The sequence below is a fragment of the Roseovarius azorensis genome, from assembly GCF_900109455.1.
Taxonomy (GTDB): domain Bacteria; phylum Pseudomonadota; class Alphaproteobacteria; order Rhodobacterales; family Rhodobacteraceae; genus Roseovarius; species Roseovarius azorensis.
Map to the genome: position 1 here is coordinate 35,809 of NZ_FOAG01000002.1, position 26,090 is coordinate 61,898.

Annotated in this window: 26 protein-coding genes; 15 read left to right on the plus strand and 11 right to left on the minus strand. The window is 63.9% G+C overall.

Features of this window, described 5'->3' with window-relative positions:
- The first annotated feature begins 20 nt into the window (after positions 1–20).
- Complete coding sequence (locus tag BSG08_RS03435; protein WP_093032135.1) at positions 21–269, plus strand: hypothetical protein; 249 nt, start codon at positions 21–23, stop codon at positions 267–269.
- Positions 266–643: a type II toxin-antitoxin system death-on-curing family toxin gene (locus BSG08_RS03440; RefSeq protein WP_093032138.1), complete on the plus strand. Its 378-nt coding sequence runs from the start codon at positions 266–268 to the stop codon at positions 641–643. The genes BSG08_RS03435 and BSG08_RS03440 overlap by 4 nt, the downstream gene beginning before the upstream one ends.
- Positions 644–649: 6 nt before the next feature.
- On the opposite strand, the gene BSG08_RS03445 is transcribed toward BSG08_RS03440, so the two are convergent.
- Positions 650–1,381: a redoxin domain-containing protein gene (locus BSG08_RS03445; RefSeq protein WP_093032140.1), complete on the minus strand. Its 732-nt coding sequence runs from the start codon at positions 1,379–1,381 to the stop codon at positions 650–652.
- Between the two features lie 178 nt (positions 1,382–1,559).
- On the opposite strand from BSG08_RS03445, the gene parE reads away from it, so the two are divergent.
- The 6 genes from parE (at position 1,560) to BSG08_RS03475 (ending at position 8,555) form a co-directional block, all read left to right on the plus strand.
- Positions 1,560–3,515: a DNA topoisomerase IV subunit B gene (gene parE / locus BSG08_RS03450; protein WP_093032144.1), complete on the plus strand. Its 1,956-nt coding sequence runs from the start codon at positions 1,560–1,562 to the stop codon at positions 3,513–3,515.
- Positions 3,508–4,065 carry a hypothetical protein gene (locus BSG08_RS03455; RefSeq protein WP_093032147.1) on the plus strand — a complete coding sequence of 186 codons (558 nt, stop codon included), beginning with the start codon at positions 3,508–3,510 and terminating at the stop codon, positions 4,063–4,065. The genes parE and BSG08_RS03455 overlap by 8 nt, the downstream gene beginning before the upstream one ends.
- A 521-nt stretch (positions 4,066–4,586) precedes the next feature.
- A complete protein-coding gene (locus BSG08_RS03460) occupies positions 4,587–5,660 on the plus strand; it encodes an extracellular solute-binding protein (protein ID WP_093033250.1) in 1,074 nt (357 codons plus the stop codon).
- A 72-nt stretch (positions 5,661–5,732) separates the two neighbouring features.
- A complete protein-coding gene (locus BSG08_RS03465) occupies positions 5,733–6,836 on the plus strand; it encodes an ABC transporter ATP-binding protein (protein ID WP_093032150.1) in 1,104 nt (367 codons plus the stop codon).
- On the plus strand, positions 6,836–7,693 hold the full coding sequence (locus BSG08_RS03470) for an ABC transporter permease (protein WP_093032153.1): 858 nt from the start codon (positions 6,836–6,838) through the stop codon (positions 7,691–7,693). The genes BSG08_RS03465 and BSG08_RS03470 overlap by 1 nt, the downstream gene beginning before the upstream one ends.
- Positions 7,694–7,706: 13 nt before the next feature.
- On the plus strand, positions 7,707–8,555 hold the full coding sequence (locus BSG08_RS03475; protein ID WP_093032156.1) for an ABC transporter permease: 849 nt from the start codon (positions 7,707–7,709) through the stop codon (positions 8,553–8,555).
- Between the two features lie 5 nt (positions 8,556–8,560).
- Here the strand turns inward: BSG08_RS03475 and BSG08_RS03480 are convergent, their stop codons facing one another.
- Positions 8,561–8,962: a c-type cytochrome gene (locus BSG08_RS03480; protein WP_093033253.1), complete on the minus strand. Its 402-nt coding sequence runs from the start codon at positions 8,960–8,962 to the stop codon at positions 8,561–8,563.
- A gap of 123 nt (positions 8,963–9,085) precedes the next feature.
- Here BSG08_RS03480 and BSG08_RS03485 point away from each other — a divergent pair, with 123 nt between their 5' ends.
- Positions 9,086–9,748, plus strand: coding sequence for a DNA-3-methyladenine glycosylase I (locus tag BSG08_RS03485; protein ID WP_093032159.1), 663 nt, complete (start codon positions 9,086–9,088; stop codon positions 9,746–9,748).
- A 9-nt stretch (positions 9,749–9,757) separates the two neighbouring features.
- Here the strand turns inward: BSG08_RS03485 and BSG08_RS03490 are convergent, their stop codons facing one another.
- A complete protein-coding gene (locus BSG08_RS03490) occupies positions 9,758–11,332 on the minus strand; it encodes a lysine--tRNA ligase (RefSeq protein ID WP_093032162.1) in 1,575 nt (524 codons plus the stop codon).
- 120 nt (positions 11,333–11,452) lie between these two features.
- On the opposite strand from BSG08_RS03490, the gene BSG08_RS03495 reads away from it, so the two are divergent.
- Positions 11,453–11,890: a tellurite resistance TerB family protein gene (locus BSG08_RS03495; RefSeq protein ID WP_093033256.1), complete on the plus strand. Its 438-nt coding sequence runs from the start codon at positions 11,453–11,455 to the stop codon at positions 11,888–11,890.
- A 39-nt stretch (positions 11,891–11,929) separates the two neighbouring features.
- Positions 11,930–12,166 (plus strand): Lrp/AsnC ligand binding domain-containing protein, encoded by a 237-nt coding sequence (locus BSG08_RS03500; RefSeq protein WP_093032165.1) that lies wholly within the window; start codon positions 11,930–11,932, stop codon positions 12,164–12,166.
- A gap of 266 nt (positions 12,167–12,432) precedes the next feature.
- Here BSG08_RS03500 and ade read toward each other — a convergent pair whose 3' ends face one another.
- The 8 genes from ade to BSG08_RS03540 form a co-directional block, all read right to left on the minus strand.
- Positions 12,433–14,127, minus strand: coding sequence for an adenine deaminase (gene ade / locus BSG08_RS03505; RefSeq protein ID WP_093032168.1), 1,695 nt, complete (start codon positions 14,125–14,127; stop codon positions 12,433–12,435).
- Between the two features lie 249 nt (positions 14,128–14,376).
- Positions 14,377–16,422 carry an ASKHA domain-containing protein gene (locus tag BSG08_RS03510; protein WP_093032171.1) on the minus strand — a complete coding sequence of 682 codons (2,046 nt, stop codon included), beginning with the start codon at positions 16,420–16,422 and terminating at the stop codon, positions 14,377–14,379.
- Between the two features lie 114 nt (positions 16,423–16,536).
- A complete protein-coding gene (locus BSG08_RS03515) occupies positions 16,537–17,229 on the minus strand; it encodes a hypothetical protein (protein ID WP_093032174.1) in 693 nt (230 codons plus the stop codon).
- 84 nt (positions 17,230–17,313) lie between these two features.
- Entirely contained in the window at positions 17,314–18,672 is a 1,359-nt protein-coding gene (gene aroA / locus BSG08_RS03520) for a 3-phosphoshikimate 1-carboxyvinyltransferase (RefSeq protein WP_093032177.1), read from the minus strand.
- 144 nt (positions 18,673–18,816) lie between these two features.
- Complete coding sequence (locus BSG08_RS03525) at positions 18,817–19,167, minus strand: RidA family protein (protein WP_093032180.1); 351 nt, start codon at positions 19,165–19,167, stop codon at positions 18,817–18,819.
- A 72-nt stretch (positions 19,168–19,239) separates the two neighbouring features.
- Positions 19,240–19,719, minus strand: coding sequence for a hypothetical protein (locus BSG08_RS03530; protein WP_093032183.1), 480 nt, complete (start codon positions 19,717–19,719; stop codon positions 19,240–19,242).
- 81 nt (positions 19,720–19,800) lie between these two features.
- Positions 19,801–20,148 (minus strand): antibiotic biosynthesis monooxygenase family protein, encoded by a 348-nt coding sequence (locus BSG08_RS03535; protein ID WP_093032186.1) that lies wholly within the window; start codon positions 20,146–20,148, stop codon positions 19,801–19,803.
- On the minus strand, positions 20,148–20,486 hold the full coding sequence (locus BSG08_RS03540) for an NIPSNAP family protein (RefSeq protein WP_093032188.1): 339 nt from the start codon (positions 20,484–20,486) through the stop codon (positions 20,148–20,150). The genes BSG08_RS03535 and BSG08_RS03540 overlap by 1 nt, the downstream gene beginning before the upstream one ends.
- An 81-nt stretch (positions 20,487–20,567) precedes the next feature.
- On the opposite strand from BSG08_RS03540, the gene BSG08_RS03545 reads away from it, so the two are divergent.
- From BSG08_RS03545 to BSG08_RS03560, 4 genes are all read left to right on the plus strand, one after another.
- Positions 20,568–21,251 carry an ArsR/SmtB family transcription factor gene (locus BSG08_RS03545; RefSeq protein ID WP_093032191.1) on the plus strand — a complete coding sequence of 228 codons (684 nt, stop codon included), beginning with the start codon at positions 20,568–20,570 and terminating at the stop codon, positions 21,249–21,251.
- A 106-nt stretch (positions 21,252–21,357) separates the two neighbouring features.
- Complete coding sequence (gene pdxR / locus BSG08_RS03550; RefSeq protein WP_093032194.1) at positions 21,358–22,833, plus strand: MocR-like pyridoxine biosynthesis transcription factor PdxR; 1,476 nt, start codon at positions 21,358–21,360, stop codon at positions 22,831–22,833.
- 241 nt (positions 22,834–23,074) lie between these two features.
- Positions 23,075–24,850 (plus strand): sulfoacetaldehyde acetyltransferase, encoded by a 1,776-nt coding sequence (xsc, locus tag BSG08_RS03555; protein WP_093032197.1) that lies wholly within the window; start codon positions 23,075–23,077, stop codon positions 24,848–24,850.
- Between the two features lie 3 nt (positions 24,851–24,853).
- The gene (locus BSG08_RS03560) at positions 24,854–26,014 is read left to right on the plus strand and encodes an acetate/propionate family kinase (RefSeq protein ID WP_093032200.1); all 1,161 of its coding nucleotides are present in this window, start codon (positions 24,854–24,856) and stop codon (positions 26,012–26,014) included.
- The last annotated feature ends 76 nt before the right edge of the window (positions 26,015–26,090 follow it).

Genomic DNA, 26,090 nt, shown 5'->3' on the forward strand with positions numbered 1-26,090 from the left:
CACATTCAAGGAGAGACCCCATGAAACGCCTCCTCACCAACCAGATCTGCACCATGACCGAACTGCGCGAACCGCAAAAGGTGCTCGACGCGGCGGGCGGCAAGCCGGTGGCGATCATGAAAAATTCGAAATGTATCGGCTACCTGGTGCCCGAAGAGGCCACGCTGCAGCAAGAGCCGCGCTATGCAACGATGGAAGAGGTGATGGCCGCATTCGAGGCGACGCGCGCACAGACACAGCCCGTGCTTGAGTATCTCAAAGACAAATGAGCTTTCTGCTTCTGGATTCCGAACAGGTCGAGACCCTTCACGATCTTGTCCTGAACCCCGGGGAATTGTCGGGCAAGGCGCGTGACAAGTCTCTTGATGGTGCCTTGGCGCGGGTCGATAACCGGCTGGTCTACGGGATGATCGAGGATGTGTTCGACCTTGCCGCCGCCTATGCCGAGGCGATCGCACAGGGCCATTGTTTCAACGATGCCAACAAGCGCACGGCCTATCGGGCAATGATTGTCTGCCTGAAGCTGAATGGCGTGTCTGTCTCTCATGGCACCGAGGAAATCGGCCAGCAGATCATCCGTCTTGCGCAAGGGCTGATCGACGCGGGCGATGTGGCCGAGTGGCTGCGCGCCCGCGCGGGCTGACCCCGATCAATCGCGGGATCGCTCCGCCGCATCGGTGTGAACAACCTTGAGATAACGGCTCAACCGCGTCCAGCCCTCGCCATAGCGGGCATCCAGATCCGCATCGTCATTCTCGCCCGGTCGCGCCAGCAGATCATCCCCCGGCTGCCAGTCCGCGGGCACTGCAAGGCCGGTCCGGTCCGCCATCTGCAACGCCTCGATCGCGCGCAGCACCTCTTCGCTCGACCGCCCGACGAAGGCCGGATAATCCAGCATCATCCGCACTCGCAGCGCCGGGTCGATGATGAAACTCTTGCGGATCGTGCAGTCCTTGTCGTTCTTGGGATGGATCAACCCCATGGCGCGCGACAGCCGCCCATCCGGGTCGGACACGACCGGAAACACGATCTTCAGCCCAAAGATTCGCTCCACATCCTCGACCCATCGTGCGGTATCGTCCGGCATGCCGACCGACAGCCCCACGACCGCGACGCCCGCGCGCTCGAAATCCGGCTGCATTTCCGCGAGCGAGGCCAGTTCCGTCGTGCAGATCGGCGTGAAGGCCGCCGGATGGCTGAACAGATAGATCCACCGCCCCTCCGCCCAATTGTGAAAGGCCATCTCGCCCTTGGTGCTCATGGCGCTGAAATTCGGAAAGATGTCCCCGATCTGAGGCGACCAGACCTTGCCCGTCCGGTAACCTTTGGGAACCTCGATCCAGTTGTCGTCGCCCCGGCCCGTATTCATCATGTCCTGCATTGGATGTTTCCGGTTTCTCGATTTAGCCAAAGGCTATTATTCCCCGGCAAAATGGCCGGATTATGACGAAACCCATGCGCCGCGCCGGTTTCCCGCCCGTCCCGACCGCACAGCCACTTCCCCCGCCCGGCCCGCTCTGCCATACTGCCGCCCAACCCATAAAACAAAGAGCAGCGGCATGAACGATCTTCTCTCGCCCACCCCGAAATCCGATTATGACGCCTCGTCCATTCAGGTGCTCGAGGATATGGAACATGTCCGCCTGCGCCCCGGCATGTATATCGGCGGCAAGGACGACCGCGCCCTGCATCACATGGTGGCCGAGATCATCGACAACTCGATGGACGAGGCGGTGGCGGGCCACGCCACATGGATCGAGGTGGAACTGCACGCCAACGGCCATGTCAGCATCCGCGACAACGGGCGCGGCATCCCGGTCGATCCGCACCCCAAGAACCCCAGCAAGACCGCGCTTGAAATCATCTTCTGCACGCTCAATGCGGGCGGGAAATTCTCTGGCGACAGCTACCAGACCTCGGGCGGGTTGCACGGCGTCGGCTCCTCGGTGGTCAACGCGCTGTCGGATCACCTGCGGGTCGAGGTGGCGCGCAACCGCGAACTCTACATGATGGAGTTTTCGCGCGGTCTGCCGCGCGGTCCCCTGCAAAGGATCGGCGCCGCCCCCAACCGCCGTGGCACCTCCGTCACCTTTCACCCGGACCCAGAGATATTCGGCTCGCTGCATCTGAAACCCGCGCGGTTGTTCAGGATGGCAAGGTCCAAGGCCTATCTGTTCTCGGGCGTCGAAATCCGCTGGAAGACCGAGATCGCCGAGGGCGACACGCCGATGGAGGCCACGTTCAAATTCCCCGGTGGCCTCGCGGATTACCTGGGCGAGACCCTGGGCGGCGCCACCACCTATGCCGAGCGCCCCTTTGCGGGCACGGTCGATTTTCGCGACAAGTACAACGTGCCGGGCAAGGTGGAATGGGCGATCAACTGGACGCCCGCGCGCGACGGATTCATCCAGTCCTATTGCAACACCGTGCCCACCCCCGAGGGCGGCACCCATGAGGCCGGGTTCTGGGCGGCGATCCTCAAGGGGATCAAGGCCTATGGCGAGTTGTCAAACAACCGCAAGGCCGCGCAGATCACCCGCGAGGATCTGCTGGCAGGCGGCTGCGCGCTGGTGTCGTGTTTCATCCGCGAGCCCGAGTTTGTCGGCCAGACCAAGGATCGCCTTGCCACCACCGACGCCGCCCGCATGGTCGAGGGGGCGGTGCGCGACCATTTCGACAACTGGCTGGCGGCGGATACCAAATCGGCGGGCGCAATCCTCGATTTCCTGGTGCTGCGGGCCGAGGAACGGCTGCGGCGGCGGCAGGAAAAAGAGACGCAGCGCAAGACCGCCACCAAGAAACTGCGCCTGCCCGGCAAGCTGGTGGATTGTTCGTCGAATACCCGCGAGGGCACGGAACTCTTCATCGTCGAGGGGGATTCCGCGGGCGGCTCCGCCAAGATGGGCCGCGACCGGCGCACGCAGGCGCTCTTGCCGCTGCGCGGCAAGATCCTCAACGTGCTGGGCGCCGCCTCGTCCAAGCTGGGCAGCAATCAGGAAATCAATGACCTCACGCAGGCGCTTGGCGTGAGCCTTGGGTCGCGGTTCAATCTCGACGACCTGCGCTATGACAAGATCATCATCATGACCGACGCCGACGTGGACGGCGCGCATATCGCGGCGCTGCTGATGACGTTCTTCTTCACCCAGATGCGCCCGATGATCGACGCGGGGCACCTCTATCTGGCCTGCCCGCCGCTCTACCGGCTGACCCAGGGGTCGAAACGGGTCTACTGCCTGGACGAGGCAGAACGTGACGCCTGGCTGGAAAAGGGCCTCGGCGGCAAGGGCAAGATCGACGTCAGCCGCTTCAAGGGCCTGGGCGAGATGGACGCCAAGGATCTCAAGGAAACCACGATGGACCCGGCATCGCGCAAACTCATCCGCGTCACCATCGACGAGGACGAACCCGGCGAGACCGGCGACCTGGTGGAGCGGCTGATGGGGAAAAAGCCGGAACTGCGGTTCCAGTATATCTCCGAGAACGCGCGGTTCGTGGAGGAGTTGGATGTTTAGTGGTATGACGCGTGGAATTTTGTTTCTTTTGATTTTAGCTTTTTCGCTTGTGACTGCTTTGGTCTGGCACGCCTTCGTTGAACTTGAACCGCGTGAATACATACCGCTCCTGATCGCTGTTTTATCGGCGTTCATTGGTTTAACCGGCGTTATTATTACTCAAGCTAGGCTAAAACTAGTGTCGATAGAAGACGCCCATAGACAAACAAAAGCAGATATTTATTTCGACTTCGTCAAGCTTGTTCAGAATGCAATGATGGCTCAAAAACCAGAATTCGCGGATCAAGCGACAGCCAACGATGACATGGCAAGAAGCATGATTGACTTCAAATCAAAATGCTTGCTTTGGGGGTCTGAAGAAGTGCTTATGGCCGTCTCAAATTTTCAAACAATCTCAAAGACAAAAAATGACCCTAAAAATGTGTTGCGGTCAGTCGAAGGCCTTTATCGGGCTATGAGAAAAGATATTGGACTCAGCAACTCTGCTCTTCCAAAAGACTTTTTTGCAAAATGGCCATTGTCTGATCCATCTGAATTTGACCGGCTGTAGGACTGAGCAAGCGTAGGGTGGATGCCAACCCACCATGAACAAAGTCATTCCCGCGAAGGCGGGAATCTCTGGATAACAGCGCGCGACAGGTTGCAAGAGATCCCCGCCTTCGCGGGGATGACGAGCCTTAACGACGCGGTGTGGACTTTGCCCCGCGCGGAACCAAGGCGCAGCTTGCTTCGCCGCCGCGCGGATCGCCGGGCCGCCCCCCGGCCTGGCGATTTTGAGGCGCAGCACAACGCTTCAGGGCCTTACGGATTTGGCGGGATAAAGCGGCAACTACCACCGCCCCATCGCCAGACCGCGGCCCGTCGACCGCGCGGCCCGGCCCCCCCCTGCGCCAAACGCTTCGTCTCGCGTCACAAAACCCTCACATCCCTGCCCTATACGCCCATATGCGCGCAGAAACGAACATCGGCGCGCGCCCCGCGAACATTGAAATTGACCAAACGGGAAAAAAACCGCAAGCTGCTGCAAAAAACGGCAAAACACCAGAATCAACCTGTCCGGAAGGGAAGACCATGAAACCGCTCAACACCTTGAAACTAACCGCTTCGGCCCTCGCGCTCTGCGTCGCGGGCCTTGCACAGTCGGCCAGCGCCGAGACCCTGCGCCTGCTCACCTGGGGCGGTTACGCCCCCGAAGATGTGATCGCCGCCTTCGAGGCCGAAACCGGCCACAAGGTCGAGGTGACGCTTTCCAACAACGAGGAAATGATCGCCAAGCTGCGCGCCACCGGCGGCGGCGGCTTTGACCTTGCCCAGCCCAGCCAGGACCGCATCACCGGCCCGCAAGAGGAATTCGGCATCTACAAGCCGATGGACCTGTCCAAGATCGACGAAAGCCAGTTCATCGCCTCGATGCTGGCCGCGACCAAGGCCAACACGACCGTCGGCGGCGAGGTCTACGGCGTGCCGCATGTCTGGGGCACCAGCGGCCTTGTGGTCGATACCGCCAAGGCCGGATCGGTCAAGGATTACACCGATCTGTGCAGCGCCGATGTCGCGGGCAAGGTATCCTACCGCCTGAAACGCCCGACGCTGATCGGTTTCGCCTTTGCCATGGGCATGGACCCCTTCGCCGCCTATGGCGACGAGGCCGCCTATTCCGAGATCATGGCCAAGGTCGAGGCCAAGCTGAAAGAGTGCAAACCCAACGTCAAGACCTACTGGAGCGGCGGCGACGAGCTGATGAACCTCGTCCGCTCGGGCGAGGTGGTGGCCTCGATGGCATGGGATACCGGCGGCTGGAAACTGAACTCGGACAACCCCGACATCACCTTTGTCGCGCCCGCCTCGGGTGCGCTGGGCTGGATCGACACATTCGTGCTGCCCGCCAAGGGACAGGCCGATCAGGCCGCCTATGACTGGATCAACTACGTGATGCGCCCCGACGTCGCGGCCAAGATCACGGAATCCGCCGGCAACTTCACCGCATCGAAGGGCGCGGATGAATACGCCTCCGCCGAACTCAAGGCGCAGTATCAGGCCAGCTTCCCGCCAGAGGCGGTTGACAACATCAAGTGGTATCCGCCCGTGCCCGCTGGCCTTGAGGCCATCGAGGGCGGCGTGCTCGACCGCGTTCAGGCGCATTGAAGCCTGAATGACACCAACCGGCGCCCGCCCCCTGCGGGCGCCGTTTTCTTTGACGGATCAATCGGATAGCCCATGACCCCCGACCTGGAATGCGATGCCCTGACCAAACGGTTCGGCGCGGCTCTGGCCGTTGACGATGTGTCATTTTCGGTGCCGCCCGGGTCGTTCTTTTCGATCCTCGGACCGTCGGGCTGTGGCAAGACCACGATCATGCGGATGATCGCGGGCTTTCTCGCCCCCTCGGGCGGCGATATCCGCATCAAGGGCCGTTCGGTGCTGGACGTGCCGCCCAACAAGCGGCCGGTGAACATGGTGTTCCAGCATCTCGCGCTTTTCCCGATGATGAACATCGCCGACAACATCGGCTACGGCCTACGCCGCAAGGGCCTGCCAAGGGCCGAGATCACCCGCAAGGTGGGCGAGGTGCTGGAACGCATCGGCCTGCCCGATATCGCCACCCGCAAGGTCGAGGAACTGTCCGGTGGGCAGAAACAGCGCGTGGCGATCGCCCGCTGCATGGTGCTGGAGCCCGATGTGCTGCTGCTCGACGAACCGCTGGGCGCGCTCGACCTGAAACTGCGCGAACATATGAAAATCGAGCTCAAGGCGTTGCAGGCCGCGTTCGACACGACCTTTGTCTACATCACCCACGACCAGTCCGAGGCGCTGGTGATGTCCGACCAGATCGCGGTGATGAACGCCGGGCGCTTCGAACAGGTGGGCACCGCGCAGGAATTGTATTACCGGCCCGAAACCGCCTTTGTCGCCGGGTTCGTGGGCGACAGCAACCGCTGGTCCGGCCGGGTCGAGACCGCATCGGGCGGCACGCTGGGCCTGCGCACCGAGGGGGGGCTTCTGATGCAGGCCACCGCGCATGGCCGCCCGCTCGCCACCGGCGACCGCGCCGAAATCTATGTCCGCCCCGAGGCGATCCGGCTGGCGCGGCAGGATGCCGATCTGGCGCAGTTCGACAACCGGCTGTCGGGGCGGGTGACCAGCCTGCTGTTCAACGGTGCCGCCAGCCGCATCCTTGTGCAATCGGATCAGGGCGGCCCGGAGATCGAGGTCACACTGCCGCAATCCGGCGAATTCGCCGATCTGGGACGCGGCGACGCGGTGCATATCGGCTGGTCCGGCGCGCAAAGCAACTGCTTTGCCCGGACGGGGGCGGCGTGATGCAGGCGCATGCAAGGCTCGGCTTCATCCTGCTGCTGACGCCGCTCCTGCTGTGGCTCAGCCTGCTGATCATCATCCCGCATATCGACATGGCGCTGCTGTCGCTACGCGAGCGGGTGGGCGTGGCACAGTATGAAACCAGCCCGGCCAACTACCTGACCTTCTTTGGCGAACCGCTTTACTTGCGCACCTTCATGCGCACCGCCGTCATGTCGATCCTCGCCACCGCGATCACGCTGCTGATCGCCTTTCCGGTGTCCTTCTACATCGCCAAGATCGCCCGCGGGCGCGTGCAATCCGCACTCTTTCTGCTCTGCCTCGTGCCGTTCTGGGTGTCGGAACTGGTGCGCACATTCGGCTGGATGATCCTGTTGCGCGAAACCGGCGTGATCTCGTCGCTGCTGCAATATCTCGGCATCGCCTCGGGGCCGGTCGAGATGCTGTATAACGACGCGGCGATGATGGTGGGGCTGGTCTATACCTCGATGCTGTTCATGGTGGTGCCGCTTGTGACCACATTGCAGAGCCTTGATGACGCGGTGATCGAGGCAGGCTACGATCTGGGCGGATCAGGGCCGAGCGTGCTGCGCGAGATCATCATCCCGCACGCCACGCCCGGCATCGTCGCCGGCTCTATCGTGGTGTTCATGCTGAGCCTCGGCAATTACCTGACCCCCACCATGCTGGGAGGCAAGGACAGCCTGTGGTTCACCCAGCTGATCTATTCGCAGTTCATCGTGCGCTTCAACTGGGAACTGGGGGCGGCCTTCGGCTTCATGCTGCTGATCCTGTCGTCGGTCATCGTCTGGGCGATGCTGCGCCTCACCGGCCAGACGCTCGAAAAGACCATGGGATGAGGGAGCGCCGCCAATGATCCCCTCGATGCCCCAGCCGCGCGCCTATCGCCTGATCTACACGGGCTATATCGTCGCCTTCTTCGTCTATCTGGCGTTGCCGCTGACGGTGGTGGCGGTCTTTGCCTTCAACGACAGCCAGTTTCCCTCGCTGCCGTGGCAGGGTTTCACCTGGAACTGGTTTTTCGGCGATACCCGCCCGCAGATCGGCGTGTTTCACGAACGTCCCATCCTGCGCGCCATCGGCACCTCTGCCTTTGTCGGGATCGCGGTTTCGGCGCTGTCGCTTGCCGTGGGCACGACCAACGCCTTTCTCTTCAACCGCTATCAGTTTCGCGGGCGCGGCCTGCTCTATGTGCTGATGCTGCTGCCGCTGGTCATTCCGGGCATCGTGCTGGGCATCTCGATCCTGGTGTTCTCCAGCCGCGTGGCCAATATCGCCTGGGACGCGGCGCAATGGGATGTGACCGCCCTGCGCCCCGGCCTGATGCTGGTGATCCTCGGGCAGTTCTCGTTCATCACCACCATCGCCACGCTGGTGATTTCCGCCCGGTTGCAGAAATTCGACCGCACGCTGGAAGAGGCGGCGCTGAATCTCGGGGCGGACCGGCTGACGGCGATCCGCACGATCACCATTCCCTACCTCATGCCGGCGATGATCGGCGCCTTCGTGGTGGCGTTTCTCATGAGCTTCGAGAATTTCAACACCACGCTGATGCTGGTCGGCTCGGACGCGCCGCTGACCATCGCCATGTTCGACCGGCTGAAAGAGGGCTCGACCCCGCTGCTCAACGCGGTCTCGCTGCTCCTGATGCTGGGCTCGTCGCTGCTGGCGCTGGTGATGATCGCGTTCCAGCGCAAATAGCGCCCTCACCCTTCCTGGATACTCTCCAGATAGGCCATCAGCGCCGCCAGCGGACGCGGCGTCGGCGTCAGCACCCCGTCGCCCACATCTATCGGCACGGTCTCACCCCGGAGCAACGCGCCAAACTCCGGCATCTCGTGCCCCGGCAGGCCGGTGCGGTCATAGCCGTCGATCACCGACAACACCCGCGCCCGCGGAAACGCGCCATCCACCGACAGTTGCGCAAGATCGCTGGGCGCAGGCGTCAGTCCCGCGGCCCAGGGCCCGTCGCCCCGCCCGCCAACCCCATGACACTGCACGCAGTTTTCGGCAAAGATCGCCGCGCCCTCATCCGCATCGGGCATCGACACCGCCTGCACACAGGCCGCCACGACCGCCATCAGGATCACTCCACCCAGATATTTCATCACGTCCTCCTGCCCTGATCTTAACGGCACGCCGCTGCCCTGACCTTGATCTGGCACAAATGTTTCGCCATTGCCATCCCCTTCACGTCCGGTCAAAATCCGCCCGACCGAACGGAGACAATCATGCGCCATTTCAACGAAATCTTCCGGATCGCAGCCGACCGCAAGGGCGGCGAGACCGCATTGGAGGCGATGCTGGAACCGCCCTTGCCCGCAACCGATCTGGCGCGGATCCCCGATCACAGGTGGCTCAGCACGATTGCGAAATGCATCTTCCAGTCCGGCTTCAACTGGAAGGTCATCGAGAACAAATGGCCCGGCTTCGAGGCGGCCTTTGACGGGTTCGACGTCGGACGCTGCGCCATGATGGACGATGCGAAATTCGATGCGCTGCTGACCGACACCCGCATCGTGCGCCACGGGACCAAGATCGCCAGCGTGCGCGACAATGCCGCCTTCCTGCTGTCGCTGCGCGACCGGGGCGGCGCGGGGGCGGTGCTGGGCGGCTGGCCCTCCGCGGATTACATCGGCCTGCTCGACCTGCTGAAAACGCAGGGCGCGCGCCTGGGTGGCAATACCGGCACCTACGCCATGCGCTTCATGCGGCGCGACGGTTTCATCCTGTCGCGGGATGTCACCGCGCGGCTGATCGTCGAGGGCGTGATCGACAAACCCGCCACCTCGAAATCCGCCCTGCGCGCCGTGCAGGACGCGTTCAACACATGGCGCGCCCAATCCGGCCGCTCCCTGACCGAGATCAGCCGGGTTCTGGCGATGTCGGTCTGACGGCGGGGTTCAGCCCAGCTCGCCCGCAAGCCCCTTGTCGATCAGCGCCACGGTTTCCGTGACACCGTAGAGCGCGATGAACCCGCCGAAACGCGGCCCCTGGCTGGCCCCCAGCAGCACCTCGTAAAGCGCCTTGAACCAGTCGCGCAGCGGATCGAACCGGTCACGCCCCACCGCATAGACGATGGCCTGCAACGCCTCGTCCTCGACCGGGCCGTCATAAGCCGCCAGTTGATCGCGCAGGTCGGTCAGCGCCTCACGCTCCAGATCGGTCGGCGCGCGGTAAACACGGGCCGGGGCGACGAAATCCTCGTAATACCGGACCGCATAACCCGCCGCCGCATCCAGATCGGGATGCGTCCCGGCGCTGGCCTCGGGCGCGTAGCGGCGGATGAACCCCCAGAGCGTCTCCTTGTCCTGCGCCGCAGAGACCGACGCCAGATTGAGCAGCATCGAGAACGGCACCACCATGCGGCTCTCGGGCACCGCACCGCCGTGGATATGCCAGACCGGATTGGCAAGCTGCTGTTCCGGCGTCTGTCCGGGATAGGCGCGCAACTGCTGGTGATATTCGTCCACCGCCTTGGGGATCACGTCGAAATGCATCCGCTTGGCGGTCTTGGGCTTGAGATACATGAAATAGGACAGGCTCTCGGTCGCCGCATAGGTCAGCCATTCGTCGATCGACACACCATTGCCGGAGCTTTTGGAAATCTTCTGCCCGTTCTCATCAAGAAACAGCTCATAGGTGAAATGCTCTGGCGGCTGCGCTCCCAGCACCCGGCAGATGCCGTCATAAATCGGCGTATTGGTCGAGTGATCCTTGCCATACATCTCGAAATCCACGCCCAGCGCCGCCCAGCGCGCGCCGAAATCGGGCTTCCATTGCAGTTTGACGTTGCCACCCGTGACCGGCAGGGTCCATTCGCGCCCGTCCTCGTCGTCAAAGGTGATCGTGCCCGCCTCGGCGTTCACCTCCTTCATCGGCACGTAAAGCACCCGGCCCGTTTCGGGATGGATCGGCAGAAAGATCGAATAGGTCTGCTGCCGCTCCTCGCGCAGGGACTTGAGCATGATCGCCATCACCTTGTCATACTCGCGCGCGGCGCGCAGCAGCACCTCGTCGAACTGCCCCGAGCGGTAGAACTCGGTCGCGCTGATGAATTCATACTCGAACCCGAAGGTATCGAGGAAACGCCGCAGCATGGCGTTGTTATGCGCTCCGAAACTCTCGAACTTGCCGAACGGGTCGGGCACCGAGGTCAGCGGCTTTTGCAGATGCTCGCGCAGCGCGTCGGGATTAGGCACATTGCCCGGCACCTTGCGCATCCCGTCCAGATCGTCCGAAAAACAGATCAGCCGCGTCGGGATATCGCTGATCAGCTCGAACGCCCGCTTGATCATCGTGGTGCGCGCCACCTCGCCGAACGTGCCGATATGCGGCAGGCCGGACGGCCCGTAACCCGTCTCGAACAGCACATGACCCTTGGCGGGTGGTGCCTTTTCATAGCGCTTGAGCACGCGCCGGGCCTCTTCAAAAGGCCAGGCTTTCGACTGCATCGCAGCGTCGCGCAGATCAGACATCGCACCGTCTCCAGGTTTTCCCATGCCGAAACACCGGCAAGGCACCGCCGCTACCTATTGCCGGGGGGCGGAACAGTCAATATTCTGCACCGCAACACCGCCCGGCGCGAAAGGCCCCCGATGATCGAACCGATCCCCCATCCGCTCACCCCGCAGGATTGCCTTGTGGCGGTGATGATCGCCGTCTCCGCGTCGGACGAGAACATGCGCACCGCCGAACTGGTCAAGATCGAGAGCACGGTCAACAACCTGCCGATCTTTGCCGATTACGATCTCGACCGACTGCGTGTCATGTCGGAGACCGTCTTTGATCTGTTCAGCGTCGAGGACGGGCTCGATGCGCTCTTTGGCCTGATCCGCGCCAACCTGCCCGAACGTCTCTACGAGACCGCCTATGCGATGGCCTGCGACGTGGCCGCCGCCGACGGCTCACTCAATGACCGCGAATTGCGCCTGCTCGAGGAAATCCGCTATGAGCTGAATATCGACCGCCTGCACGCCGCCGCCATCGAACGCGGCGCGCGCGCGCGTCACATGACGATCCAGGACGGGGAATAGCACCCGTTCTGCCAAGATCCACGACAACAGGAGCCCCACATGCGCTGCGTCTTCATCAATATCCGCTGCAAGCCGGGCCACTCCTATCGCGTGGCCGAGGCCATCGCCCTGCGCGAGATCCATTCAGAGCTATATTCGACCTCCGGCCCCTTCGACCTGCTGCTCAAGCTCTACATCCCCGAAACCGAGGATATCGGCAAATACATCAACGACAACCTGCTCGACATCGACGGCATCGAGCGGACCGAGACGACGCTGACTTTCAAGGCGTTCTGAACCGGGCCAACCGGGCATGATGCTGCCATCGGACTTCTGGTCGAAGTGCCGCGCGATCGCCAGACCGCGGGCTGGCGACGCAACGATGGGAACTGCCGCTTTATGTCGGCCAAGACCGTGTAACCCCCAAGCGTTGCACTACACCTCAAAATCGCCAGACCGGGGGGCGGTCTGGCGATCGCGCGGCACCTTCGGTGCTGTTCGCGCGGGTGTCAGATCAAATGACCGCATCAATCCAGCCCGCTCCGCTTGCATCACCCCACCCCCTACCCGATGATCTCGAACCGCGTCACATCGACCAGCCCCCGGTCGGTGATCTTGAGCGCCGGAATGACCGGCAGCGCCAGAAACGCCAGTTGCAAAAACGGCTCGCGCAGCCCCACGCCCAGCGACACCGCCGCCGCGTGCAGATCGACCAGCCGGTCACGCACCACCTCAAACCGCTCAAGGCTCATCAGCCCCGCCACCGGCAGCGGCAGTTCGGCCAGCACCGCGCCGTCGCGCACCACCGCGAAACCGCCCTCGATTTCACCAAGCCGATTGGCGGCCAGCGCCATATCGGCGTAATCCACCCCGACACAGGCGATATTGTGGTGATCGTGACACACGGTCGAGGCAATGGCCCCCGCCCGCATCCCGAACCCGCGCACGAAACCGGTGGCGATATTGCCGTTTCGCCCGTGCCGCTCGATCACCGCGATGCGCGCCAGATCGCGGGTCGCATCGGGCCGCTTGTCGCCATCCACCGGCACGATATCCTCGTGCAGATGTTCGGTCAGGATCTTGCCCTCGATGATCCCGATCACATCGGTCTCCGCCCGGTTGCCGCCATGCCGGAAATCCTGCGGCGTGACCTTCGGCGCCCTGACCGAATGCCGCCCCACCGGCGCCACCTCGCACCGCGCGGCAAAGGCGGCGTCATCCGCTACCACCCCGCCGCAGAACACCAGCCGCACATCGCAGGCCGCCAGCGATCCCACCGCCACGATATCCGCCCGCCGCCCCGGCGCGATCAGCCCGCGATCCTTCAGCCCGAACGCCTCGGCCCCCGACAGCGACGCCGCGCGATAGGCAGCCAGCACCGGACAGCCCATCGCGATCAACTCCCGGATCATGTGATCCAGATGCCCCTCTTCGGCGATATCCAGCGGGTTGCGGTCATCGGTGCACAGGCACATATAGGGCGCGGTCACATCCGTCAGCAGCGGCGCGAGCGCGTGCAGATCCTTGCTGACCGATCCCTCGCGGATCAGCACCCGCATACCCTTTTGCAGCTTTTCCAGCGCCTCCTCGGGCGTGGTCGCCTCATGCTCGGTGCGGATGCCCGCCGCGCAATAGGCGTTCAGGTCACGCCCCGTAAGCTGCGGGCAATGCCCGTCCATATGCCCGCCCTCAAAGAGCGCCAGCTTGGCCATCATGCCGGGATCGCGGTGGATCACACCGGGATAGTTCATCACCTCGGCCAGCCCGATGCCGGACGGGTGCCCCATCACCGCGCGCAGATCATCGGCCCCGATCTCGGCCCCCGACGTCTCCATGTCCGTCGAGGGCACACAAGACGATAGCTGCACCTTGATATCCATCACCGTATGCTCGGATGCGGCCTGAAAATACCGGATGCCCTCCGGCCCCAGAACATTGGCAATCTCATGCGGATCGCAGATCGCCGTGGTGACGCCGTGCGGCGTCACGCAACGGTCAAACTCGAACGGCGTGACCAGTGAACTTTCGATATGCAGATGCGTATCGATGAATCCGGGCACCAGAGTCAGGCCCGCGACATCACTCACCGCGCGCCCCTCATACTCCGCGCCTATGCCGACGATGGTGTCGCCACAGATCGCCACATCGCCCGCGATCATCGCCCCGGTGATCAGGTCGAACACCTGCCCGCCACGCAACACCAGATCGGCCGGCACATCGCCCCGCCCCTGCGCGATCCGCCGCTCCATATCCGCCATGTCTCGCCCTCCGATTGCGCCCCGAGTGTCGCGCGCAGGCGGGGCAAGGGCAAGCCCCGCGCAGTGCCCGTCCGCGGGTGGGCGCTGCAACGGCTGTGGGTGGCAGTTTATGGCGCCAAGTATTTGAACGATTGCACGGGTGTGCAGCGTTGCAGAAGCGCCCGCCCGGGGGGCGGACGGGCGCTGCGCGGGAGCGCGCCAAGGCGCGCTCTGATTCCGCGCAAGGGACCGCTCGCGGTCAGGCCCCGCTCACCCCCTCCGCCGCCTGCGCCGACCGCCTTCGCCGTCACCCTCGCCGTGGGTGTTGAAACTCGGACTTGGCAGGCTGACGATCTTGCGCAACTCCGGAAACGGATCCGTCTTGTGCGGGATCGCGTTGGCGGCGACGAAATGCTCCTGGAATTTCGGCTCGATCGCGGTTTCCACCTTGGTGATCTGCCCGACCACCCGCTCGATCTCGGCGCGCGCCGCGACATTGCACAGCGCGATGCGCGCGCCGGTGCCCGCCGCATTGCCCGCCGATGTGACCTTGTCCAGCGGCACGTCGGGGATCATCCCCAGCACCATCGCATGCAGCGGCGAGATATGCGCGCCGAACGCCCCCGCCAGAACCACCCGGTCCACCTTGTCCACCCCGCGCTCGTCCATCAGCAGACGCGCGCCCGCGTAAAGCGCCGATTTGGCAAGCTGAATCGCCCGGATATCGCCCTGCGTGACGGTGATGCGCGGGCCGCCATGCTCTGTCCCGTCATGGACCAGATAGGCATGCGTGCGCCCCTCGGCCTGCATCCGCGCGGTGCCGGTGGCCTCGGCCGATCCGATCAGCCCGCCCTCATCCAGCAGCCCCGCCATGCGCAGCTCCGCCACCGCCTCGATGATCCCCGATCCGCAGATGCCGGTGATGCCGCCCGCGCCAACCTCTTCGTCAAATCCGTCCTCGTCCGACCACTTGTCACAGCCGATCACGCGGAATCGCGGCTCCTTGGTCACGGGATCGATGCGAATCGCCTCGATAGCACCCGGCGCTGCACGCTGCCCCGAACTGATCTGCGCCCCCTCAAAGGCCGGGCCGGTGGGCGAGGAACAGGCCAGCACGCGGGTCTTGTCACCCAGCAGGATCTCGGCATTGGTGCCCACATCGACGATCAGCGCCAGATCCTCGGATTTGCCCGGCTCCTCGCTCAGCGCGACGGCGGCGCAATCCGCCCCCACATGGCCCGCGATGCACGGCAGGATATAGACCCGCGCGCGCGGATTGATCGCGGCCAGATCCAGCTGCCGCGCCTCCAGCGTCAGACTGCCCGACGTGGCCAGCGCAAACGGCGCCTGCCCCAGTTCCACCGGGTCGATCCCCAACAGCAGATGATGCATGACCGGGTTGCAGACAAACACCGTCTCGACGATCAGGCCCGCGTCGATCCCCGCCTCCCCGGCGATCTCGCCCGCCAGCGTGTTGATCGCATCGCGCACGGCGGCGGTCATTTCCCGGTCGCCGCCGGGATTCATCATCGCATAGCTCACCCGGCTCATCAGATCCTCGCCAAAGCGGATCTGCGGGTTCATGATCCCCGATGATGCCTTGACCTCGCCGGTTTCCAGATCGGTGAGATGCGCGGCAATGGTCGTGCTGCCAAGGTCGATCGCCAGCCCGAACAGCCCGCTCTCATGCAGCCCCGGCCATATCTCCAGCACCCGCGCAACGGTGTCGCGGTGGCCCTTGTGCAGCGCCACCGTGACCTGAAACTTGCCCTTGCGCAGCACCGGCTGCAACTTGGCCAGCAGGCTCAGATCGACGGCGATCTCGGGGATTTCCCACTGCTCGCGCAACGCCCGCGCCAGCCGCTCGAAATCGCCCGTCGGCTCGTGCATGTCGGGCTCGTCCACCTCGACGAAATACAGCCGCGTCGCCGGGTCCATCTCGATCACCCGCGCCGAGGCCGCCTTACGCACCACCTGCTTGTGAACCTGCGATTCGGGCGGCACGTCGATCAGCACATCGCCCATGATCTGCGCCTGACAGCCCAGACGGCGGCCCGGCTTGAGCCCGCGTTTCTCGTCATAGCGCGCCTCGACCGCGTTCCATTCCGACAGCGCATCCTCGCGCACCGTGACGCCATGCTTGGAAAACTCGCCATAGCCCGGCGTGATCTGGCACTTGCTGCAAATCCCGCGTCCGCCGCAGACCGAATCAAGATCGACCCCCAGCTGCCGCGCGGCGGTCAGGACCGGCGTGCCGACGGGAAAGCGCCCGCGCTTGCCCGAAGGGGTGAAAACTACAAGAGGATCGTTCGACATCCGGGGTATCCTGCTTCTGACGCGCCTGCGCGGAACATAAGCCATAGGCGCACAGGGGACAGCCCGCAACCGTCAGAAAATCGCCCGCGCGCGGCATCGCGCGCGCCGCAGACCTCAGCCCCAGGGAATTTCCCAGCCAAACAGCCAGATCGCCAGCGGCACGGGTGCCGTGGCAACCGCGATGGTCAGCATCGTCCAGGCCGGTCGGAACATGCCAGACAGACCCGAGAGCAGCGCGATTCCCCCGCCCCCGCCAATCAGCGAGTTGCCGGGAATGTTGATCAGAACCGCCATGTTCACGTAGCGATACCTGATGACCCAGCCAAAATACCGCGCGGGCAGCAGGGACTGCATCAGCGCAGCCCGCTCTTCGGGGCGCATCCCCTCGAACCGTTCGAGCAAGCGGCAAGCCCCGGTCAGGTGCATATCCAGCAGAAACCTGTGCAGCCAGCGATAGGGCACCTTGCACCCAACCATATAGGCCAGCGTCAGACCGCTGGCCGTCGCCAGCCAGACCAGCGGCGCCATTTCCGGCCCGCTCACCGCCAGAACGCCGAGACCGATCTCGACCCCCGGCACGAACGGAATGGCGATGAGCAGCGCATAGATCACCAGCACCGCCAGCATCAGCCCCGGCATCGCCCAGCTGTACGCGCTCTGGGCAATCCAGGCTTCGGCCCGGATAAAGAGATGATGCAACGCAATCACCAGAACGACGGCCGCCCCAAGACGCAGGAGCGTGCGCAACAGGCCCACCCGAACGGGCGGGGGCGTGAGTGTTGCATGTCTGGGAGTGCGTTCATCCATGGCGCGAATCTATGGCGTATTTCCGCCGGTTAACAATGGGGCTCACACAGCGATCACAGTCTTTTGCGCCCCCCGGGCAAAGCGTCAGGCAGGTGCCTGTCCGCGCCGGATATCGGCCCCGAGACCCGCCATCAGCCCCTCGAAGATCGGAAAGGAGGTGGCGATCGGGCTGCCGTCATCGACCCCGACCGGGGCCTCGGCGGCCATGCCCATCACCATGAACGACATGGCGATCCGGTGATCGAGATGGCTGGCGCAGACCTGCCCGCCCGGCACATTGCCATGCCCGCGACCATGCACGATCCACCAGTCGGGGCCGTCCTCGACCTCGACCCCACCCGCGCGCAGCCCCGCCGCCATGGCGGCGATCCGGTCGCTTTCCTTGACCCGCAGCTCTTTGACCCCGCGCATCACGGTCGCGCCCTTGGCAAACCCGGCCACCACCGACAGAACCGGGTATTCGTCGATCATGCTCGCTGCGCGCTCGGGCGGTACCTCGATGCCCCTCAGATCGGGCGAGAACCGCGCACGCAGATCGGCCACCGGCTCGCCCCCCTCTTCGCGCAGGTTCTCATACTCCAGATCGGCCCCCATCTCGCGCAGCGTGGTGAACAGGCCCGCGCGCGTCGGATTGAGACCGATATTCGGCACCAGCACATCCGATCCCGGCACGATCAGCGCCGCACAGACCGGAAACGCGGCACTCGACGGATCGCGCGGCACCACGATGCTCTGCGGCTTCAGCTCGGGTCGCCCGGTCAGGGTGATGACCCGGCCCTCTTCGGTCACCTCCGTCACGATCTCGGCGCCGAACCCGGCCAGCATCCGCTCGGTATGATCGCGCGTCGCCTCGCGCTCGATCACCACGGTCTGCCCCGGCGCGTTCAGCCCGGCCAGCAGCACCGCGGATTTCACCTGCGCCGAGGGCACCGGCACCTCGTAGCGCACCGGCATCGGATCGGTGGCCCCCACGATGGTCATCGGCAGACGCCCGCCGGACCGCCCCACCGCCTGCGCGCCGAACAGCGCCAGCGGATCGGTCACCCGCGCCATCGGCCGCTTGTTGAGACTGGCATCGCCGGTAAACGTCGCCGTGACGGGCGAGGTCGCCATCGCCCCCATGATCAGCCGCACGCCCGTTCCCGAATTGCCGCAGTCGATCACATTGGCAGGCTCGGCAAAGCCGCCCACGCCCACGCCATGCACATGCCATGTGCCGTCGTCGTCGCGCGTCACCTCGGCGCCAAAGGCGCGCATCGCCCTGGCCGTATCCAGCACATCCTCGCCCTCAAGCAACCCGGTAATCACCGTCTCGCCCACACAAAGCGCGCCCAGAATGAGCGAGCGATGCGAGATCGACTTGTCGCCGGGCACATCCGCGCGGCCCGTCAGCGGGCTGCATTTATGCGAGGTCATCGGAATCGGAGTGCCGTGGGCAGACATGTCAGCGCCTCATGGAAATTGCGTCTCGCCGCCTGATAGCGCAAGCGGTCGGGGCCGTCCATGACCCATGAAAGGCCCACACTCCGCCCCGCCGCGGGGACGCCTGCGGCGGGGGTATCTGCACCGGGAATAAGGCGCAGACGCTCAGCCCTGCGCGGCGGTCACGATGAATTCGACCAGGTAGTCGGGCGTCGCCAGCTTCGCCTCTCCCGCGGCACGGGCGGGGGTATGACCCTGCGGCACCCAGGCATCCCAGACCGCGTTCATCTCGGCAAAATCCTTCATGTCGGCCAGCCAGACGATGGTTTGCAGGATGCGGGTCTTGTCGCTGCCCGCCTCTGCCAGCAGGGCGTCGACCTGCGCCAGACAGGTTTTCGTCTGCTCGGTCACGTTGTCGCCGGGATTGCCCACCTGCCCCGCCAGATAGACAGTGCCGTTATGGATGACGATCTGGCTCATCCGGGGGCCGGTGTGATGACGGGTGATGCTCGGCATTGTTCGGGATCCTTTCGTTTTCGATTGTCCTCCTTTCTAGGCAGCGTGCCGCCGCCGCACCAGACCCAATCGCTACATCCACCACTTCGGTCGGTCGTGCCGCGCCAGCCAGCCGCCGACGCTGAAATGATCCCGCCGGATCAGCAGCACCAGCGCGATAAACGCCGCCAGAACCGCCAGGTCGATAACCTGATTGCGGTTGACCGGAAAACCCCGCGCATTCACCGCGAATGGATCGAGAAACCCGTCAAGCCGCCGCAGCACGGTGAAAAAATGCATCGCCAGCAGGCTGGCGTAAGAGAAATAGCGAAACACCCCCAACACCACCAGCAGACACAGCGCGATCTGCACGCCCCCCGCCAGATAGACCTGCGCCAGGCTCACCTCTACCCCGTCGACCGCGCGCGCAAGGCTCTGGTATTGCGCGGGCGTGATGATCTTGTGCGCCGCCCACAGGAATATGAACCACGCCAGCCCCAGCCGCAGGATGAGCAGCGCCAACCCGTCCAGCCGATCCTGCGGCGAGAGAATGATTTTTTCGTTCAATACCATGCCAAAAGGCCTCTGTTCGAGATGCCTCTTGGCTAGCGCCGGAATATCCCCCGATCAAATCACAGCTTGGCGAGTGCCATGTCAGCCGCCATGCGCCGCGCGGCTGTCCTCGGGGGCCTCGTCGCGCTCGAACTTGCCATAGTCCCGGATCACGCTGACGACGCGCAGGCGGTAATCGTCGAACATCACCTCGCGCCCTGCCCGCTGCGCGCCGCGATGCTCGGCCAGTTGCCGCCAGCGGATGACCGCCGCCTCATCCTCCCAGAACGACAGCGACAACAGCTTGCCGGGCTGTGTCAGACTCTCGAACCGCTCGACGCTGATGAAACCGGGGATCGCCTCGGCCAGGGGCCGCATCTTCGCGGCCATGTCCAGATAGGGCGCTTTCTGCCCTTCGCCGGGGATCACCTCGAATATCACCGCAATCATCACACACCCTCCTGCATCCGCCGGCCCGTTTCAGCCCCGCCGACACGTTGCAGGAAAACCCGGTCCTCCCGCAACAGGAACCGCTCGCGCTGCGCAAACTCATAGTTCTCACGCCCCAGAGGATCAGCGGCCAAGCGGGCACGATAGGCCTCATATTCCGCCAGGGAGGGAATGTTATAAATGCCATAGGCCAGCGTGCTGCTGCCCTCATGCGGGGCGTAATACCCGATCAACTCCGCCCCACAGCGCGGGATCGCCTCACCCCAGTTGCGGGCATAATGAACAAACTCCTCCTTTTTCGTCGGGTCGATACGATAGCGAATCACACAAGTCAGCATGGCACGGGACTCCTTTCCAAATGGTTGCGGTCTGCGATCTAACCGATTGCCCCACGTTAATGCTTCGGTTAACATCGAACCATGAAAACAGGCCCCGACATCTCGCGCATCGCCGCCCTCATCGGTGACCCGGCCCGCGCCAACATCCTGACCGCCCTGATGAGCGGCAAGGCCCTGACCGCCACCGAACTGGCGGGCGAGGCGGGCGTGACCCTGCAAACCGCCTCCACGCACCTCGCCAGGCTTGAAACAGGGGGGCTCATCACCCTCCGGCGCGCCGGGCGGCACAAATACTTCCGCCTCGCCTCCGAGGATGTCGCGCATCTGCTCGAAACCCTGATGGGGCTTGCCGCGGGTTCCGGCCACCTGCGCAGCCGCCCCGGCCCCCGCGACCCGGACCTGCGCCGCGCAAGGGTCTGCTACAACCACCTCGCCGGCGACATGGGCACCCGCATGTATGACAGCCTGCTGGCGCGCGGCTTTCTGCGGCGCGACGGCGCGGCGCTCCTGCTCTCCGACGCCGGGCGCGATTTTGTCACCGGCCTCGGGCTCGATCTGGCCTCCCTCCCCTCGCCCCGCACCGCGATGTGCCGCGACTGTCTCGACTGGTCCGAACGCCGGGCGCATCTCGCCGGTCGCCTGGGTCGCGGACTGCTCTCTCATATCGAGGGGCTGGGTTGGGTCCGCCGCGTCTCCGACACCCGGATCGTCCGTTTTACCGCGGCTGGAGAGGCCGCCTTTGACCGGTTCTTTCCCGCCGCCTGATCGCGCGTACACAACCCGCGCACGCGATGTACCCGATGCACACAGCCTCCATCCCCACGACCATGCCAGATTGCGAAACTCATAAGTCCAGACTAATCTGGACCTCATGGCGATTCCGGTAGAGACATTCTTTCTCGCCCCCGAGGCGGAGGGCACGCTTCAGGCGCAGATCCAGCAGATGATCGCGCAGGGCATCCTGTCGGGGCGTTTCCGCAAGGGCGAGAAACTGCCCTCTTCCCGCAAACTGGCCGCGCACTTGGGTGTGAGCCGGATCACCGTCACTCTTGCATTGACCGAGTTGCAGGCTAATGACTATCTCGAAAGCCGTGACCGATCCGGCTATTATGTATCTGAAAACGCACCGGAACCCCCGGCTTTTGCCGCGCCCTCGCCGCGCAGCGACACGATCGACTGGGCGCGCGCGCTCGGTCGCCGCTTTACCGGCGGCGACACGCCCGAGAAACCGCAGGACTGGGCGCGCTATCCCTATCCCTTCATCTATGGCCAGACCGATCCGGCGCTGTTCGACCACGCCAACTGGCGGCATTGCGCGTTGCAGGCGCTGGGGCAAAAGGACTTTCAGTCGCTGACCGCCGATTACTACGATCGGGACGATCCCAAGCTGATCGAATTCATCGCCCGCCATACCCTGCCCCGCCGTGGCATAATCGCGCAACCCGTTGAAATCCTTGTCACAATGGGCGCACAGAACGCGCTCTGGCTGACCGCGCAGGTGTTGCTCACACAGCGCCGCACGGCGGTGATCGAGAACCCCTGCTACCACGCATTGCGCGACATCCTGATGCAATCGCGCTGCCATCTGGCCCCGGTGAATGTGGACCGCGACGGCCTGCCCCCCGAGGCGCTGCCCGATGCCGCCGACGTGATCTTTACCACGCCCAGCCATCAGGCGCCAACCAATGCCACCATGCCGCTCGCCCGCCGTCGGGCGTTGCTGGCGCGGGCCGCCGAGATGGAGGCATTGATCGTCGAAGACGATTACGAATTCGAAATCTCCTTTCTGCGTCCGCCCCTGCCTGCGCTCAAGTCCCTCGATACCGAAGGACGGGTGATCTATGTCGGCTCCTTCTCCAAGTCGATCTTCCCCGGTTTGCGGCTTGGCTATCTGGTGGGATCCAGATCGTTCATCCGCGAATGCCGCGCGCTGCGCGCCTCTGTCCTGCGCCATCCGCCGGGCCATATCCAGCGCACGGCGGCTTATTTTCTCAGCCTTGGTCACTACGACAGCCTCGTGCGCCGGATGGGTCAGGTCTTTGCCCGCCGCCGCAGCGCGATGGAGGCGGCGCTGGCCGAGCACGGGCTGGACGTCGCCGGACGCGGCGTGTTCGGCGGCTCGTCGATCTGGATGCAGGCGCCGGAACATGTGGACATGGGTCGTATGGATGCGCGGCTGCGCGCAAAGGGCGTGCTGGTCGAACCGGGTCACCCGTTCTTTCACGGCGAAAACCGGCCCCGCAATTTCTATCGCCTGGCCTACTCCTCGATTTCCTCGGCCCGGATCGCCGCCGGCATCGAGCGGCTGGCCGGCGAATTGGCCCTGAGCGCGGAAAACACCGCCTGATCGTTCAGTTGGATTGTTTACCATTTATTCCAAATGGTTGCGCTGAAAACGCTCCGGCGACCTCAGAGCACAACCATTGACTTTATTTCTATTATTGATACTGTAATTCTCAATAATAATGATTTCTGGACATATCCACCATCCAAGTCTGGCCCTAGAAGCTCTGGTTCGCCGGGGGTAGGTTCACCCCAGATTGCCTCGCGCAGACCATTCGCGCCTCCGATTCCAAAGGATTGAACCGATGAAAATGACCACCGAAGAAGCCTTTGTCAAAACCCTGCAAATGCATGGAATTCAACATGCTTTCGGCATCATCGGCTCGGCCATGATGCCGATCTCGGATATATTTCCCAAGGCGGGAATCACCTTCTGGGACTGCGCCCATGAGGGCAGCGCCGGAATGATGGCGGATGGCTATACCCGCGCCACCGGCAAGATGTCGATGATGATCGCCCAGAACGGCCCAGGCATCACCAATTTCGTGACTGCCGTGAAAACCGCCTACTGGAACCACACGCCACTCCTGCTCGTCACCCCGCAGGCCGCCAACAAGACCATCGGTCAGGGCGGTTTTCAGGAAATGGAGCAGATGAACCTCTTTGCCGATTGCGTCGCTTACCAGGAAGAGGTCCGCGATCCCACCCGGATCGCCGAAACCCTCAATCGCGTTATCCTTCAGGCCAGGCGCGCATCGGGACCTGCCCAGATCAACATCCCGCGCGATTTCTGGACACAGGTGATCGACATCGACCTGCCCGCCATCGTCGAGTTCGAACGCCCTTCAGGCGGCGAAAACGCCATCTCCCAAGCCGCACGGCTGCTGACGGAGGCAAAATTCCCGGTGATCCTCAACGGCGCGGGTGTGGTGCTCGCGGGGGCCATAGATGCCTCGCGGCAACTGGCCGAGCGGCTGGATGCGCCGGTCTGTGTGGGCTATCAGCACAATGATGCCTTTCCCGGTTCGCACCCGCTCTTTGCCGGGCCTCTGGGCTATAACGGCTCCAAGGCGGGGATGGAGCTGATTTCCCGCGCGGATGTCGTGCTCTGCCTCGGTACCCGCCTCAACCCGTTCTCGACCCTGCCGGGATATGGCATCGACTACTGGCCCCGCGACGCGAAAATCATTCAGGTCGACATCAACCCCGACCGCATCGGCCTGACCAAGAAGGTGGCCGTGGGCATCGTGGGCGATGCCGGAAAGGTCGCCACCTCGATTCTAACGAAACTCGGCGACAGCGCAGGCGATGCAGGCCGTACAGAGCGCAAGCAACTGATCGCCAAGACCAAATCCACCTGGGCGCAGCAGCTTTCCTCGATGGATCACGAAGAGGACGACCCCGGCACCACCTGGAACGAACGCGCCCGCGCCGACAAACCCGACTGGATGAGCCCTCGCATGGCATGGCGTGCGATCCAGAGCGCGCTGCCGCGCGAGGCGATTATTTCCTCGGACATCGGCAACAACTGCGCCATCGGCAACGCCTACCCTGCCTTTGAAGAGGGCCGCAAATACCTCGCCCCCGGCCTCTTTGGCCCCTGCGGCTATGGCCTGCCCTCCATCGTGGGCGCCAAGATCGGCTGTCCCGACGCGCCCGTGGTCGGCTTTGCAGGCGACGGCGCCTTTGGTATCGCGGTCAACGAACTGACTGCCATCGGCCGCTCCGAATGGCCCGCCGTGACGCAGATCGTGTTCCGCAACTACCAGTGGGGCGCGGAAAAACGCAACTCGACCCTGTGGTTCGACGACAATTTCGTCGGCACCGAACTGGATCAGCAGGTCAGCTATGCCGGCATCGCCAAGGCCTGCGGCCTCAAGGGCGTTGTGGCCCGCACCATGCAGGAACTGACCGCCGCCCTTGATCAGGCAATCCGGGACCAGATGGAAAACAACAAGACCACCCTGATCGAAGCGATGATAAACCAGGAACTCGGCGAACCCTTCCGTCGCGACGCGATGAAGAAACCCGTCGCCGTCGCCGGCATCGACCCCGCCGACATGCGGGAACAGGTGGTCTGATCCATGACCGGACCCGGCGACGGAGATCTTGTTCTGGTTCTGAATGCCGGGTCGTCCTCGATCAAACTCGCGATCTTTGACAGCGCCCTAAACCAAATCCTCAGCGGGATCGCCGATGGCATTGGCGGCCCCGGCACGCTCAGACTGGACGGCATGAAATCCGCCCAGGATGTGCCGGATCACGCAACTGCCCTGCACGCCCTGCTGAAAGCGCTTGAGGATCAAGGCTTTCCGATCACGCGGTTTCGGGCCGCCGGGCATCGTGTCGTGCATGGCGGTGCAGGTCTGACCCGGCCCGTGCGGATCACTCCCGATGTTCTGGCGGCGATCAAGGCTTGCGTCCCGCTGGCCCCTCTGCACAACCCGCACAACCTCGCCGCAATCGAGACGCTTGCGCACCTCGCCCCCGACCTGCCGCAATGCGCCTGTTTCGACACCGCGTTTCACGCCACCAACCCCGAGGTCGCCACCCGCTACGCGGTCCCGCCCGCCATCGCGGCGCGCGGCATCCGGCGCTATGGCTTTCACGGCATTTCCTATGCGTCGCTGGTTGACGGGTTCCCCGACAGGACCGGGCACCCTCTTCCCGCGCGACTGCTGGCCTTTCATCTCGGCAACGGTGCGTCGATCTGTGCCATCCGTGACGGGCAATCGGTCGCCAGCACAATGGGCTATTCTCCACTCGACGGCCTGACCATGGGCACCCGCACCGGCGAGATTGACGGCAATGCCGTGCTGCGGCTGGCGGAGGAAGACGGGATCACGGCCACCCATCACCTGCTGAACCATGAAAGCGGCCTCAGGGGCCTGTCGGGCGGTCTTTCGGACATGCGCGCACTGATGCAGGCGGACACCCCCGAGGCGCGCTTTGCCATCGACCATTTCTGCTACTGGGCGATCCGCCATGCCGGATCGCTCATCGCGGCGATGGAGGGGCTGGATGCCATTGCCTTTACCGGCGGTATCGGAGAAAACGCCGCCCTCATCCGCAGCCGCATCGTCGAGGGCCTCGGCTGGCTCGGGGCGCGGCTTGATGCGGCAGCCAACGAGGCCGGAAGACCCCGCCTGCATTCCGGCGCATCCACCGTCGCCTGCTGGACCATTCCCGCGCAGGAAGAACGCAGGATCGCCGCCGACGCGCTCTGCCTCCTCGGTTCGCCATGATCCGGCAGATCGGGAAATTCATCTGCATTTTCGGAATACCCAAGACATATGTTCGGAAAATCCAAACAAATGAGAA